The sequence below is a fragment of the Pseudomonas sp. W2-17 genome, assembly GCF_041060445.1.
Classification (GTDB): domain Bacteria; phylum Pseudomonadota; class Gammaproteobacteria; order Pseudomonadales; family Pseudomonadaceae; genus Aquipseudomonas.
In genome coordinates, this window is record NZ_JAUFNS010000026.1 from 25,073 (window position 1) to 39,509 (window position 14,437).

Sequence of the window (14,437 nt, forward strand, 5' to 3'; positions counted from 1 at the left end):
GGCCGGCGGTCGTTCTGACCCTCGGCCTGTGTCACCCGATGTTTTCCGTTGCGGTGGCGGAGGATCAGATCGATCCCGGCCTGCGCAGCATCAGCCCGTCGCGCCTGCAGGCTAAGCCTGCGGATCAGCGCCCCAAGGGCAATGGGCCTGCGGGCAGTGACAATAGGAGTGCCAAAGGCAGCGACAAAAGCAGTGCCAAGGGGAATACAAATGACCGTTCCGGGCCCGGGGCGGTCATGGTCAAGGAAGACAGCCAGACCCTGGGCCTCGAACAGGCGGTCAGGCTCGCCGTTGACTGGCACCCCAGCATCAGCGAAGCGATCGGCACGCTGTATCAACAGGCCGAGGGCATCAACGTGGCCGAAGCCGGTTACTACCCGCAGATTTCCGGCGGGATCAAAGGCGGTTACACCAGCGGCTACGGCAGCGACGACGGCAGCCAGTCGGTGAGCATCTCCCTCAAACAGATGCTTTACGATTTCGGCAAGGTGTCGAACTCGGTCGAAGCGGCCCGGGCCAAGGTAGCGCGCAGTCAGGCAAGCATCCTGCTGACCATCGATCAGGTCAGCCGCGACACCGCGTTCGCCTACATCGAGGTCCAGCGCTACCAGCACCTGGTGGACATCGCCCGGGAGCAAATCCGCGGCATCGGCGACATCGTCGAACTGGCCAAACAGCGCAGCGACATGGGCGCGAGCACTCGCTCCGATGTGGTTCAGGCGCAGTCCCGCGCCGAGGGTGGCATGGCCACGCTGCAGGAGTACAAAGCGCTGTACGCGCGCTGGCAGTCGACGCTGACCAACCTCCTCGGTCGGCAGACCCCGCCCCAGGTCAGCGACACCTTCACGCCCTCGATGACCGACGCCTGCACCGCGCCCGTGAGCACAGACGCCCTCCCCGCCGTGCTGCAAGCCGCGGCCCAGCGCACCCAGGCTCAGGCAGAACTGGCCCAGGCCAAAGCCGAAGCCTATCCGACACTGTCGTTGCAGCCGTCCATCAACCAATTTTTGGACGATCACTACGACGACCAGAACTCGAGGATCAATCGCACCCAGGCCGGGATCTTTCTCAACCTGGAAGTGCCGATTTATCAGGGTGGCGCCATCAGCGCCCGCAGCCGCGCCGCCAACTATGCGCTGACCGCCGCCGATTCCGCCGAAGACACCGCCCGCCTGCAGGCGCGGCAAGGGCTGGGCGAAGCGCAGGCACAGACATCCGGCCTGACGCGCCGGCTCAGCTCGCTGGAATCCCGGCAGACCAGCATCACCGAGGCCCGCGAGCTGTACGGCCGGCAGTACCTGGAACTGGGCACCCGGCCGCTGCTCGATCTGCTCAACGCCGAGCAGGAAATCCACCAGTCGCGCTTCGACCTGGCCAACACCCAGGCCGACCTGCGCCGCCTGCAAATCGACTGCCTGTACAACAGCGGTGCGCTGCGCCGCGCGTTCGGCATCGATCACAGCACCATCCAGCACGTGGAGATCCTGCCATGACCGAGACCATCGTCATCCCCGAAGCCCCTGCGGCAGGCCCCGATCGTCCGGATTATTCGCCGTGGCTGGAAGCCATCCTCAGCGTCGCCCGGCATTACCGCCTCGACGTATCCCCGGAAAGCATTCGCCTGGCATCGACCAACAGCGAGGGCCGTGTCGAAGAAGTGGTGCGCTACATGGCGCGCCAGGCGGGCTTGAGCGTCAAGTTCGCCAGCTACGACCGCAAGAGCCTGTCGCGCTGGCGCACGCCGCTGCTGGTGCAACTGCGCGACGGCCAGGTCGGGGTGATCGAAAGCGTCAGCGAGCAAGGCGAACTGGGCATCGCGTACAGCGGCGATCAGGGCCTGCAAAGCCGCATCGACCCGGTCGTGCTTGCCGAGCAGGCGCTGCGCACGGTGATCCTGCGGCCCATCCAACCCCTGAGCGACGTGCGCACCGACGACTACATCAAGCCCTACGACGAGCACTGGTTCCGGCGCATCGTCCTCAGTGACCTGCGCCCTTACCGGCAGGTGATGCTGGCGTCGCTGGTCGCCAACCTGCTGGGCATGGCCGGGGTGCTGTTTTCCATGCAGGTCTACGACCGGGTGATTCCCGCCGAGTCCCTGCCGACGCTGTACGTATTGTTCGGCGGTGTGATGCTGGCGCTGGTGTTCGACTTCGTCATGCGCATCATGCGTCTGCGCATCACCGACGTGATGGGCAAGCGCGCCGACCTGCGGGTGTCGGACCTGGTCTTCGGCCACGCCCTGCGCCTGCGTAACTCGGCGCGGCCAAAATCCACCGGCTCGTTCATTTCGCAGCTGCGCGAGCTGGAGCAGATCCGCGACCTGATCACTTCCAGCACTGCCACGGCACTGGCGGACATGCCGTTCTTCTTTCTGTTCTTGCTGGTGTTCTATCTGATCGGCGGGCCATTGGTGCTGATCCCTTTGGTTGCGCTGGTGGCGATGGTGCTGCCCGGCGTGCTCGCCCAACGCAAGCTCGCGCGGCTGGCCAATGCCTCGATGCGCGAAGCCGCGCTGCGCAACGCGATGCTGGTGGAAACCGTGCAGGGCATGGACGACATCAAGGCGCTGCAGGCCGAGCAACGTTTCCAGCAGCAGTGGAATCACTACAACGCCGCGTCTGCCGACAGCAGCCTGAAATTGCGTTCGCTGACCAACAGCCTGGTGGCCTGGACCCAGAACGTGCAGGGCGCGGTCTTTGCCGTGGTCATCGTGTTCGGTGCGCCCATGGTGATTGGCGGCAACCTCACCACCGGCAGCCTGGTGGCCGCCTCGATGCTGGCCTCGCGGATGATGGCGCCAATGGCGCAACTGACCCACGTGCTGACCCGCTGGCAACAGGCGAAAGTCGCGCTGCAGGGGCTCAATCGCCTGATGCAGATGCCGGTCGATCACCCCGAAGGCAGCCAGCGCGTGCATTTGCCCGCCATTCGTGGCGATTACGTGTTGCGTCAGGCCGGTTTCAAGTACAGCGAAGAGGCATCGCCCGCGCTGAGTGGCATCAATCTGAACATTCGGCCCGGTGAGCGCGTCGCCATTCTGGGGCGCAACGGCGCGGGCAAGTCGACGCTGCTGCAGGCGCTGGCCGGTGCGATGGATTTGTCCAGCGGCGAGACCACCGTGGATGGCATCGCCATCGCCCACCTGGACCCGGCCGACCTGCGCCGGGACGTCGGCCTGATGTCGCAGCAGGCGCGGCTGTTTCACGGCACCCTGCGGGACAACCTCACCCTCGGCGCGGGTCAGGCCAGCGATCAGGAAATCATCGCTGCCCTGTCGGTGACCGGCGCGCTGGAGTTCGTCCGCCAGATGCCCAAGGGCATGGACCATCTGATTCTCGAGGGTGGACTGGGCCTGTCCGGTGGTCAGCGCCAGAGCCTGCTGCTGTCACGCTTGCTGATTCGCCAGCCCCAGGTGCTGCTGCTGGACGAACCCACGGCGTCACTGGATGACATCACCGAACGCCAGCTGCTGGAGAAACTGTCGACCTGGTGCCAGGGCCGTACGCTGATCGTCGCCACGCACCGGGTCAGCCTGCTGCAACTGGTGGAACGGATCATCGTGCTGGACAACGGCCGCATCGTCATCGATGACCATCGCGACGCCGCCCTCACCCGACTCAGACAGCCGCAAGGAGCGCAGGCATGAACGCACTGACCACGGAGCAAACCCCACGGCTCGCCGACCAGATCACCTACCTCGACGGCAAGGACGAGCGCAGCATCACCGGGAGCGTGCGGGTGATCTGGACCTGCGCGCTGATGCTGGCGTGCTTTATCGCCTGGGCGGCCTGGTTTCAGGTGGTGGAAGTGTCCACCGGCACCGGCAAGGTGGTGCCCAGTTCCAGGGAGCAGCTGATTCAGTCCATGGAGGGCGGGATTATCAAGGAGCTGAACGTCAGCGAAGGCACGCTGGTCGAGCGCGGTCAGGTACTGGCGCAGCTGGATGCGGTCAAAAGTGAGTCGAACGTGGGTGAAAGCGAGGCCAAGTACCGGGCGGCGCTGGCCAGCGTCAATCGGCTGCAGGCGGAAGTGAGCGAGAAACCGCTGACCTTCGACGCCTCGCTGGACAAGTACCCGGAGCTGCGCCGCGCCGAGACAGAGTTGTTCAACGCCCGGCGCAGGGGCCTGAGCGAAACCCTCACCGGCATCGAAAGCTCGCTGAAGCTGGTGCGCAGCGAACTGGACATCACCGAGAACCTGGCGAAGATCGGCGCGTCGAGCCGGGTCGAAGTGCTGCGCCTGAACCGCCAGCGCTCCGAGCTTGAGCTCAAGGCCACCGAGGCGCGTTCGGAGTACATGGTGCATGCCCGCGAAGACCTGGCCAAAGCCAATGCCGAGGCGCAGATGCTGTCAGCGGTGATCCGTGGGCGCAGCGATTCGTTGTCACGCCTGACCTTGCGCTCGCCGGTGCGCGGCATCGTCAAGGACATCAAAGTCACCACCATCGGCGGGGTCGTGCCGCCCAATGGGCAGTTGATGCAGATCGTCCCGCTGGATGAGCAGCTGCTGATCGAAACCCGCATCTCGCCCCGGGACATTGCCTTCATTCATCCCGAGCAGCAGGCCAAGGTGAAAATCACGGCCTACGACTATTCGATCTACGGCAGCCTCGACGGCAAGGTGGTGACCATTTCGCCGGACACGATTCAGGATGAGGTCAAGCCGGAAATCTTCTACTACCGCGTGTTTATCCGTACGGACTCGGATGTGCTGCGCAACAAGGCGGGCAAGACCTTTGCGATCGTCCCCGGGATGATCGCCACCGTGGACATCCGCACGGGTGAAAAAACCGTGCTGGACTACCTGATCAAACCCCTCAACCGCGCCCGTGAAGCCCTGCGCGAGCGTTGATCAGTTGACCGCGAGATGAACCGGCGCTGGCGTGGCAGGCTTGAGCTGCGCCATGTAACGGGTCCACTCGCGGTTGATTTCGTTGTACGGCATGAAAATGCTGATCCGTGGCTGGTTGGCCAGGTCCGGACGCTTGATCTTGGCCAGGTCGCTGGAGGTCAGCAACGCCACGGTGATCCCCACCACCTTGCCATCTGCGGCGAATACCGGACCGCCCGACATGCCCTTGGCCACTGGGCCATCATGGGTGCCGTACATCACGTTGCCTTCTTTGGCGTCCAGGCGAACCATCGCCGGCAGCGCATGGCCTGTGCCTTTCACCGACATGTAAGCGGAGTTGTAACCCACGGAGGTGAGCTCTTCACCCGGCTGGTATGAACGCCACATCGGAACGGAATCGGCCTTGTGCTTGAAGAACTGCACGTCGCCCTGCCCCTGAAACACCGCGCCCGAGATGTAAGGGATGTGTTTGACGGTCACCGCATAATCTTCATTCCACTGGATCGCGGTGCCCATCAACAGATAGGGCAACGGCGCACCGGAGTGGACGACGAAGGCTTGGTCAAAGACAGGATCCTGGGTAAAAGCGGTGGGCATTCCGTTGCACCCGCTGATCAGCACTGAGGCTGCAACAAGTGACTTGAAGGGGCGCATCTGGATTTCCGTAGTGAGGGTGGATGACGGGAGCGAATATGTCATTGCGCCATCACTCTGGCAATAGAGTTTAACTACCGTCCGACTAGCGGTAATGCACTCAGCTTATTGGATCCAACCTATTTGGATCTATCAATTGATCGGTCTGGTCGATGAATCATTCATTTGTATGTATTTTGAAGAAAATGAAGATGTCTCTGAATTATTCACGCTCTGCGCCTATCTGATGCTGATCAGCCTGCCACTATTACGACAGTACGGCCCCTCCAAACGGAGGGCGCCCGCTGCCAAGGCCAGAGATCTGATCGCCACGCTGTCGCAACGTCACACCTCTACCTGCCGGGACTTTTATGAGATCACGCAAGAAAACCGTCAACCCGATCGGGTTGCAAGACATCACTATTGTCGACGATGCCAAGATGCGGAAGGCCATCACGGCCGCTGCCCTGGGCAACGCAATGGAATGGTTCGACTTCGGCGTCTACGGCTTCGTGGCCTACGCACTGGGCAAGATTTTCTTCCCCGGCGCCGACCCCAGCGTGCAGATGATCGCGGCCCTCGCGACCTTTTCCGTGCCCTTCCTGATTCGCCCCATTGGCGGCGTGTTCTTCGGCGCCATCGGCGACAAGTACGGGCGACAGAAAGTCCTCGCCGCGACCATCGTCATCATGTCCCTCAGCACCTTCGCCATCGGGCTGATTCCCTCGTATGAATCGATTGGCATCTGGGCGCCGATCCTGCTGCTGCTGGCGAAGATGGCCCAGGGCTTTTCGGTCGGTGGCGAATACACCGGCGCCTCGATCTTCGTGGCTGAATACGCGCCGGACCGCAAACGCGGGTTCCTCGGAAGCTGGCTGGACTTCGGCTCGATCGCCGGTTTCGTACTGGGTGCCGGTGTCGTGGTGCTCATCTCCTCTGTGGTGGGTGAAGAGAAGTTTCTCGAATGGGGCTGGCGCCTGCCGTTCTTCCTCGCCCTGCCCCTGGGCATGATCGGCCTCTACCTGCGTAACGCCCTGGAAGAAACCCCGGCGTTCCAGCAGCACGTGGAAAAACTCGAACAGGGTGACCGCGAAGGCCTGGCCCACGGCCCGAAAGTGTCGTTCAAGGAAGTCGCCACCAAGCACTGGCGCAGCCTGCTGACCTGCATCGGCGTGGTCGCGGCGACCAACGTCACTTACTACATGCTGCTGACGTACATGCCCAGCTACCTCTCGCACAACCTGCATTACAGCGAGAACCGCGGCGTACTGATCATCGTCGCGATCATGGTCGGCATGCTGTTCGTGCAGCCGCTGATTGGTTTCCTCAGTGACAAGATCGGCCGTCGTCCCTTCATCATTGCCGGCAGCATCGCCCTGCTGGTGCTGTCGATTCCGGCGTTCAAACTGATCAACAGCGGTCAGCTCGGCTTGATCTTCGCCGGCTTGCTTATGATCGCGGTGATCCTCAACTTCTTCATCGGGGTCATGGCCTCGACGCTGCCGGCGATGTTTCCCACCCACATCCGTTACAGCGCGCTGGCCAGCGCCTTTAACGTGTCCGTGTTGATCGCGGGCCTGACCCCGACCGTGGTCGCCTGGCTGGTTGAAACCACCCAGGACCTGTACATGCCGGCGTACTACCTGATGGTCGTCGCAGTGGTGGGCCTGATCACCGGCCTGACCATGAAGGAAACCGCCAACAAGCCTCTGCGTGGCGCAGCGCCGGCGGCATCGGACCTCAACGAAGCCCGTGAGCTGCTGCAGGAGCACCACGACAATATCGAACAGAAGATCGAAGACATCGACACGCAGATTGCCGAGTTGCAAGCCAAACGCGAGAGCCTGGTTCAGCAGCACCCGCGTATAGATTGACCGCAACTTATCCAAACAGATGGCCGCGACAGTATCCCCTGCCGTTCGCGGCCATTTCGGCAAATTTGTCGGAACCGCTGCGTCCCTCTCCCGGTCAGGTCTTGCATGAGCATTCACCCGCTTCTGTGCAGGCACTGACAGGCGGACAGAGAACTGAAAGGCAGCCTCCCCATGACCGACATCATTGATCACTTGCCCCCCGTGCTACGACCGCAAAGCGAAATGATCCTGGCCGACATACGCGCCTCTGGCTCGACCATCGATGTGGTCAAGAGCGGCGCTCAGGCCAATGGGTTCGTGCTCGGTTTGCGTTGCTGCGGGGGAATTGACGCGCAGCAGGCCGAGCAGCTTTCGGAATTCTATGACGCCGTCGTGGAGTCGCGGTTGAAGCGGCTGACGCTCGGGTTGTCCTGATCAGCTTTATGCAGCTTGCCTGAGCGCCGGGCGCGTCCCTTTTATTTTTAGCCATTGTCAGCGGATGACATGTTTACCAACGGAGCCACACCATGCGATCCAATACTTCCTTTCTTTTCGACCTCGACGGCACCCTGACCGACAGCGTTTATCAGAACGTCACGGCGTGGAAAGAAGCCCTCGATTCGGAAAACATTCCGCTGGCGATGTGGCGAATCCACCGCAAGATCGGCATGAGCGGCGGTTTGATGCTGAAGATGCTGTCCCGGGAAACCGGGATGCAGATCAGTGAGGCGCAGGCCGAGCGGTTGAGTAAACGGCACGCCGAGGCGTATGAGAGAACCCAGGATCAGATCATTGCTTTGCCTGGCGCTGTTGATTTGCTGAAGACGCTGGACGATGAGGGTTTTCCCTGGTGCATCGCGACGAGTGGGGAGATGTCGACGGCGAAGATCAATTTGAAGGCGTTGGGGCTGGACCCGAAGAAGATCAATCTGATCACGCGCGATGATGTGAAGAACGGCAAGCCGGACCCGGATTTGTTTGTGACGGCGGCGAAGAAGATCGACGCGAAGATCGAGGATTGTCTGGTGATCGGTGATGCGATCTGGGACATGCTGGCGGCGCGGCGGTGTAAGGCGACGGGAATTGGTCTGTTGTCGGGCGGGTATGATGTGAGCGAGTTGGAGCGCGCGGGGGCGCTGCGGGTGTATGAAGATCCGCTGGCGCTGCTCAACCATCTCGATGAGATCGCGACGCGGGATTAGGTTTACAGCGTTTTTTTCAGATCAAGATCAAGGGCGTCTGCCTGGGGGCAGACGGTTTCGCCTTCGGCGAGTTACTTGGAAAAGCACCCCAAGTAACCAAGGGTGCCTGCTCTCGGTTTGGCCCTTCCTTCGTCAGGGTTCCTTCACTCCGGTCCCGCTCCGTGGGCCCGCGCCGAACGGGCATCCATGCCCTGACGGCGCTCTCGCCGCATCCATGCGGCTCGGCCCACTGCGCGAGACCTGCGTTCAGCCTGCACCCAAGTCGCGTTTGGCGGTGACTGAGCCTTTTGTGTACGAAGATCAAAATCAAGGGCAGATCAACAGCTTCCCGGCTAAAGCCGGTCCCACTGACTGAACGCGTCGCTTTTAGTGGGACCGGCTTTAGCCGGGAAGACGCAGGCCTGATCACCCCCAATTTCGCTGAATGCACGCGCTGCTCTTAGTGGGACCGGCTTCAGCCGGGAAGACGCCAGTTCAGGCGCCATCAGTTTTGATCTTCAAACTCTATCCCGCTGACTCCACAAGTGATCATTCCCACGCTCCGCGTGGGAATGCATCCTCCGACGCTCCGCGTCACCCCAATCGGCTAACCCACCCTGCCTTCATTCACCCGCTTTATAAACCGGGTAGTCGATATACCCCTCTTCCGTCCCGCCATACAACGTGGCCGGGTTGACGGGGTTCAGGGGCCAGCCGTTGGCGATGCGGGCCGGCAGGTCAGGGTTGGCGATGAAGGGGCGGCCGAAGGCGATGAGGTCGGCCAGGCCGGCGTCGATCAGGCGGTTGCCGCGCTCGGCGGTGTAGCGGCCGGCGTACATGATGCGTCCGGTGAAGGCTTCACGGATGGCTTTGCGGAAGGTGTCCGGCAGTTCGGGGGCGTTGTCCCAGTCGGCTTCGGCGATGGAGACGTAGGCGACACCTGCGTTCTCCAGGACCTTGATGGCTTCGACGTAGGTGTGGTGCGGATCGCTTTCCACCAAGCCGATGTAGACGCGTTCTTCATCGGTGCTGGCGAACAGAGGTGCGAAGCGCACGCCCAGACGGTCCCCGCCTACGGCTTCGGCGACGGCAGTGACGATCTCGCGCAGGAAGCGCAGGCGGTTTTCCAGCGAGCCGCCGTATTCGTCATCGCGGTGGTTGGCGTGCTCGGAGATGAACTGGTTGACCAGGTAACCGTTTGCCGCGTGAATTTCCACGCCGTCAAAACCCGCTTCAATTGCGTTTTTCGCGGCTTGGGCATACAGCTTCACCAACTCGCGGATTTCTTCGACCGTCAGGGCGCGAGGCGTTGGCGGCACCACCAGCTGTCCTGCGGCCGGCGCCGTTTCGATGAACGCCTTGGCGTTGGCTGCCGGGATCGCCGATGGGGCAACCGGCGCTTCGCCGTTGGGCTGCAACGCGTGGTGGGACACGCGGCCCACGTGCCAGAGCTGAGCGAAGATCACGCCCTCTTCCGCGTGCACCGCATCGGTCACTTTGCGCCAGCCTTCGACCTGCTCGGCGCTGTAGATGCCCGGCGTCCATGCATAGCCCTGGCCGCGCGGCTCGATCTGGGTGCCTTCGGTGATCATGAAACCGGCGGACGCACGCTGCTGGTAGTAGGTCGCCATCAGGTCCGAAGCGATATCGCCCGGTTGAAGGCTTCGCTGGCGGGTCAGCGGCGGGAAGGCAATGCGGTTTTTCAGCACGTGCCGACCCAGCGTTACGTGGGTGAGCAAGGGTTGCGTGGCCATGGCTAATACTCCGTTCAAGGCTTTGAAAGTGATGACCAGATCGGTCTGCGTAGACCAGTCGTCTAGTGGATGGCCGGGAGTCTAAAGCGCACCTGCAGACCCGGCAATGTCAGATCCGCAATGATTCCGGACATCGGCGGCAGACAACGCTATTTGCAGAATCTTGCGCTTTTGAGCCCACCCACCCTGACGACCCGTTGCACTCAGCTGTCGCGGCCTTATGATTCCGCGAATCGAACGTTGGTCGACTCTCGGCAATACCAGTGGGCTCACCGGTCGCCACCCCACACCCTGAACAGGCACTCCATGAACATCATCCGCAGCAAAGACTTCACCGGTGACCGCGCGTGGGCCGCATTGGACATCGCCAGCATGAACGGCATCACCACGCGACTGCACTGGACGGATCAGCCCTACAGATGGCACGTGAATGACGGTCAGGAGGTGTTTGTGGTGCTGGACGGGCAAGTGGAGATGCGCTTCAAGCAGGACGGTGTCGAGCATAAAACCGTGCTGCAAACGGGGGATATTTTCTACGCCTCCATCGGCACGGCCCACGTTGCCCACCCGTTGGGTGAAGCGCGGATTCTGGTGATCGAAAGCGAGGGCAGCGTCTGAACCAGGCCGCCTGATCACCGCAAAATCGAGGGTGCTCGAAAGGGCCCCTTCCCGGCTGAAGCCGGTCCCACTAAAACACCGCGCCCATCAGTGGCACCGCATACCCTAGTGGGACCGGCTTCAGCCGGGAACAGGCCGGTGAGTACACCATCAATGTTACGGTGTGACATCTGACGCGTTCCCCGCTAAAGCCAGTCCTGCAAGTTGATCGCGGTCCCATCATCTGCTCGCGGTGACTCAGTCGGCAGGTGCTGTGGGGACCCTGACAGACATCAGGGTGCCTGTTCCTGCCAAAGCGCCTTCGCCGCCGTTTCAAGCCGGACACGCTGCGTATACTCAAGCGCGACGAAGCACAGGACTTCGAACCGCCGGGGGCTACGATGCTGGACGAACATCAATCTCCTCTTTATGACCGCTTCCCGCTGCCAGCGGAACAACACTGGCCGGAGGCGATTCGGCACCCTTCTCTGCAGCCCCTTGCGCGCCCGGCCGCGCGCATCACTCCCGTCTGCCATCAGGACGCCGCCGGGCAAAGCGATTACGCCCAGAGCCTTCACGCCCGCAAGATGGCCGAGTTCAGCGCCTCCATCGCCCATGAAATCTGCCAGCCCCTGCTGGGCATCGCCGCCAATGCCGCCGCCAGCCTGCGCTCACCGCCCAGCGGGTGCGGCTCGAAACCGGTTTGTTTGTAGACCAATCCATCGTCGCCGACGCCGTTCAGTTGCAGCAGCTGCTGGTCAACCTCATCACCAATGCCGTGGAAGCCATGGCCAGCTATGGCCGCGACGCCGCTGTCCTGCGCATCAATTCGTTCACCCTCGATGACGGCGTCGAAGTGTGCATCGAAGACAACGGTCCGGGCATCCCGGCAGACCGCCGCGAGCAGATCTTCGGCGCGTTCTGTACCACCAAGAGCAGCGGCCTCGGCGTCGGGCTGGCAATCTGTCGCGCGGTGGTCGACGCCCATCACGGGCGCATTTGGGCACAAGCCTCGGCCAGCGGAGGCGCACGCATTCGCATTCAGCTGCCGACGTGCTGTTACTGAAAGGCTGCCAGCCAGCTAGCCATTCCCCAACGACGCCTCATCAAGCCCGTTCGATCAGCCGCGGCAGACACGCCGCACACCCCCGATTGCGTCCAAACGCCAATCATTCACATTCGTTCGCGCAATCCCCTAGAATGCCGCCTGGATTCAGGCTCGTGCCCCCTGCGCTGGCAGTGGCGGTAACAGAAAGGCGATCAAGGCATGCGCGACATTCCAAAGCAGAAAACAGTGGCGGTGGTGCTGTTCAACGACGTGCTCATGCTCGACGTGACCGGCCCCATGGACGTTTTTTCGATTTCCAATCGACTGCTGGCGCCGGAGAAGCAGTACCGACTGATCACCGTGGCTCAACCCCCACTGCTCATCCGCAGCTCCTGCGGACTCAAGGTTCAGGCGGACCTGGCGCTGAACGATCTGCCGGGCGACATCGACCTGCTGCTGGTCCCCGGCGGGCCGGGCGCGTACGGCGTCAGCCATCCTCAGCTCACCGCCTGGCTACCGGCCGCTGCCCAGGGCGCCCGACGTTTCGGAGCGATCTGCACCGGCGCGTTTCTGCTGGGTGACGCCGGCCTGCTCGACGGTTACCGCTGCACCACTCACTGGAACTACGTCGAGCGCCTGGCCCGGCGCTTCCCCGCCTCCCGTGTCGAAACCGAACAGATCTATGTCGTCGACCGCAACCTGATCACCTCCGGCGGCATTACAGCGGGGATCGACATGGCCCTGGCCATCGTCGCCGAAGACCACGGCAAAGAGGTCGCGCTGGAGGTCGCCAAAGTGCTGCTGGTGGTGATGAAGCGTCAGGGCGGACAAACGCCCTACGGCCCGTTGCTGGCGGCGGTGCCCCGGGATGACAGCGCGATCGCCCGGGTGCAGGCCTACGTCGTGGACCACATTGATGAGGCCTACACCGTGCAGCGCATGGCCGACCTGGCGGCGATGAGCCCGCGCAATTTCGCTCGGGCGTTCCAGCGCGAAGTCAGCCTGACGCCCATGCAATTTCTGCTCAACGCGCGCATCGACCATTCACGCAAACTGCTCGAAGGCAGCGACCTGCCCCTCAAGGTCGTGGCCAGTCGCTGCGGCTTTGGCAGCGCGCGGCACATGCGCAAGGCGTTCAGCGAGCGCATTGGCGTGACGCCCGGCCAATACCGTCAGCAGTTCGGCGGCGACTGAACGAGTGCGCGCGTCAGTCATCTGATCTTCAAGGGCGGCCATTGCGCCGCACACTCGCCAACAGGCTCGCAGACACGCACACTGCGCTGCTTGTCTGAAACACACACCGTTCAGTCGCTGGAAGGACTTGCCCATGACCACCCACACCGAAACCGCGCTGCTTGCCGGAGGCTGCTTCTGGGGCATGCAGGACTTGCTGCGCCGCTACCCCGGCGTCGTCTCGACCCGCGTCGGCTACTCCGGTGGCGACGTCGACAACGCCACTTATCGCAACCACGGCACCCACGCCGAAGCCATCGAAATCGTCTTCGACCCCGAGCAGATTTCCTACCGCAAAATCCTGGAATTCTTCTTCCAGATTCATGACCCGTCGACCCCGAACCGCCAGGGCAATGATCGGGGCGTAAGCTATCGCTCGGCGATTTTCTACCTCAACGACCAGCAGAAAGCCGTGGCCCTGGACACCGTGGCCGATGTCGATGCCTCGGGCCTGTGGCCGGGTAAAGTCGTCACCGAAATTGCCCCGGCCGGGCCGTTCTGGGAAGCCGAACCCGAGCATCAGGATTACCTGGAGCGCATCCCCAACGGCTACACCTGCCATTTCATTCGCCCAAACTGGACACTGCCAGTACGGGACAAGGCCACCACCGCCTGATGGGTTTACTTTCATGGGGGGCCGCGTGCCAGAGCGGTCCCCCGAACATGACGGTCAGCGCCGAAGCACAGTCTCCGACTGGCATCCGTGCATAAACTAATAACCAAACGATATTTAGCGAATTCTTTTTAGAACCTTATGATTCGTGGCTTGCGCCCTTTCGCGCCTCACTCGCCACGAGTCCGCCATGCCCATCCTTCGCACCACTGCTGGCACGTTCATTCGAAACGCATTGCTGACCGGCCTGGTCGCTGCGATGGCGAGCGGTTTCGCGCTGTCGGCGAGTGCTCGAGAAACGGTGCGCATCGGCTACCAGAAATCCTCCACCCTGATCACGCTGCTCAAAACCCAGGGCACCCTCGAGGAGGCACTGGGGAAAGACAACATTGACATCACCTGGATCAAAAGCCACCCCCGGGAAGCCGCGCAAGTGCTTGGCCCGCTGTGGGGCAATCTGGACGTGGAAACCGTCGAGGCCGCCAACGCCCATCGCAGCTACCAGGTCGAGCCGGTGAAGGCCGACCAACTGGGCGAACAACAGAAGATCGCTGATGCCTTTTTCAAGGCCGGGCTATTGCCCACTGCTGTGGATGCCAAGGACGTGGACATCTGGACGCCATGAATGGAGCACCTGGCGTTGCCAACCGCTGCACCTGACCCTTCACTCC

General features: G+C 62.3%; 14 protein-coding genes. 12 read left to right on the forward strand and 2 right to left on the reverse strand.

Annotated features, from left to right (window positions below; translation table 11 throughout):
- Nucleotides 1–38: 38 nt before the first annotated feature.
- From QWI20_RS23825 to QWI20_RS23835, 3 genes are read left to right on the forward strand one after another with little or no spacing between them, the layout of a single operon-like run.
- The gene (locus tag QWI20_RS23825) at nt 39–1,493 is read left to right on the forward strand and encodes a TolC family outer membrane protein (protein ID WP_369307543.1); all 1,455 of its coding nucleotides are present in this window, start codon (nt 39–41) and stop codon (nt 1,491–1,493) included.
- Nucleotides 1,490–3,649, forward strand: coding sequence for a type I secretion system permease/ATPase (locus QWI20_RS23830; protein WP_369307505.1), 2,160 nt, complete (start codon nt 1,490–1,492; stop codon nt 3,647–3,649). The genes QWI20_RS23825 and QWI20_RS23830 overlap by 4 nt, the downstream gene beginning before the upstream one ends.
- Nucleotides 3,646–4,854: an HlyD family efflux transporter periplasmic adaptor subunit gene (locus QWI20_RS23835; RefSeq protein ID WP_369307506.1), complete on the forward strand. Its 1,209-nt coding sequence runs from the start codon at nt 3,646–3,648 to the stop codon at nt 4,852–4,854. Before QWI20_RS23830 ends, QWI20_RS23835 begins: the two co-directional genes overlap by 4 nt.
- On the opposite strand, the gene QWI20_RS23840 is transcribed toward QWI20_RS23835, so the two are convergent.
- On the reverse strand, nt 4,855–5,451 hold the full coding sequence (locus QWI20_RS23840; RefSeq protein WP_192172237.1) for a trypsin-like peptidase domain-containing protein: 597 nt from the start codon (nt 5,449–5,451) through the stop codon (nt 4,855–4,857).
- A 407-nt stretch (nt 5,452–5,858) separates the two neighbouring features.
- Here QWI20_RS23840 and proP point away from each other — a divergent pair, with 407 nt between their 5' ends.
- From proP to QWI20_RS23855, 3 genes are all read left to right on the forward strand, one after another.
- Nucleotides 5,859–7,361, forward strand: coding sequence for a glycine betaine/L-proline transporter ProP (gene proP / locus QWI20_RS23845; RefSeq protein WP_369307507.1), 1,503 nt, complete (start codon nt 5,859–5,861; stop codon nt 7,359–7,361).
- A gap of 171 nt (nt 7,362–7,532) precedes the next feature.
- Nucleotides 7,533–7,775 carry a hypothetical protein gene (locus QWI20_RS23850; protein ID WP_192172239.1) on the forward strand — a complete coding sequence of 81 codons (243 nt, stop codon included), beginning with the start codon at nt 7,533–7,535 and terminating at the stop codon, nt 7,773–7,775.
- 92 nt (nt 7,776–7,867) lie between these two features.
- A complete protein-coding gene (locus QWI20_RS23855; RefSeq protein WP_369307508.1) occupies nt 7,868–8,542 on the forward strand; it encodes an HAD family hydrolase in 675 nt (224 codons plus the stop codon).
- Nucleotides 8,543–9,144: 602 nt separating this feature from the next.
- Here the strand turns inward: QWI20_RS23855 and QWI20_RS23860 are convergent.
- Nucleotides 9,145–10,275: an alkene reductase gene (locus QWI20_RS23860; protein WP_369307509.1), complete on the reverse strand. Its 1,131-nt coding sequence runs from the start codon at nt 10,273–10,275 to the stop codon at nt 9,145–9,147.
- Nucleotides 10,276–10,581: 306 nt separating this feature from the next.
- Here QWI20_RS23860 and QWI20_RS23865 point away from each other — a divergent pair, with 306 nt between their 5' ends.
- The 6 genes from QWI20_RS23865 (at nt 10,582) to QWI20_RS23890 (ending at nt 14,391) form a co-directional block, all read left to right on the forward strand.
- On the forward strand, nt 10,582–10,893 hold the full coding sequence (locus tag QWI20_RS23865) for a cupin domain-containing protein (protein ID WP_369307510.1): 312 nt from the start codon (nt 10,582–10,584) through the stop codon (nt 10,891–10,893).
- A gap of 380 nt (nt 10,894–11,273) precedes the next feature.
- The gene (locus QWI20_RS23870; protein ID WP_369307511.1) at nt 11,274–11,585 is read left to right on the forward strand and encodes a hypothetical protein; all 312 of its coding nucleotides are present in this window, start codon (nt 11,274–11,276) and stop codon (nt 11,583–11,585) included.
- Nucleotides 11,576–11,938 carry an ATP-binding protein gene (locus tag QWI20_RS23875; protein ID WP_369307512.1) on the forward strand — a complete coding sequence of 121 codons (363 nt, stop codon included), beginning with the start codon at nt 11,576–11,578 and terminating at the stop codon, nt 11,936–11,938. Before QWI20_RS23870 ends, QWI20_RS23875 begins: the two co-directional genes overlap by 10 nt.
- 201 nt (nt 11,939–12,139) lie before the next feature.
- Nucleotides 12,140–13,114, forward strand: a complete 975-nt coding sequence (locus QWI20_RS23880; protein ID WP_369307513.1) for a GlxA family transcriptional regulator — start codon at nt 12,140–12,142, stop codon at nt 13,112–13,114.
- A 133-nt stretch (nt 13,115–13,247) separates the two neighbouring features.
- The gene (msrA, locus tag QWI20_RS23885) at nt 13,248–13,769 is read left to right on the forward strand and encodes a peptide-methionine (S)-S-oxide reductase MsrA (RefSeq protein WP_346628222.1); all 522 of its coding nucleotides are present in this window, start codon (nt 13,248–13,250) and stop codon (nt 13,767–13,769) included.
- Nucleotides 13,770–13,956: 187 nt separating this feature from the next.
- Nucleotides 13,957–14,391: a hypothetical protein gene (locus QWI20_RS23890; RefSeq protein ID WP_369307514.1), complete on the forward strand. Its 435-nt coding sequence runs from the start codon at nt 13,957–13,959 to the stop codon at nt 14,389–14,391.
- Nucleotides 14,392–14,437: the final 46 nt, after the last annotated feature.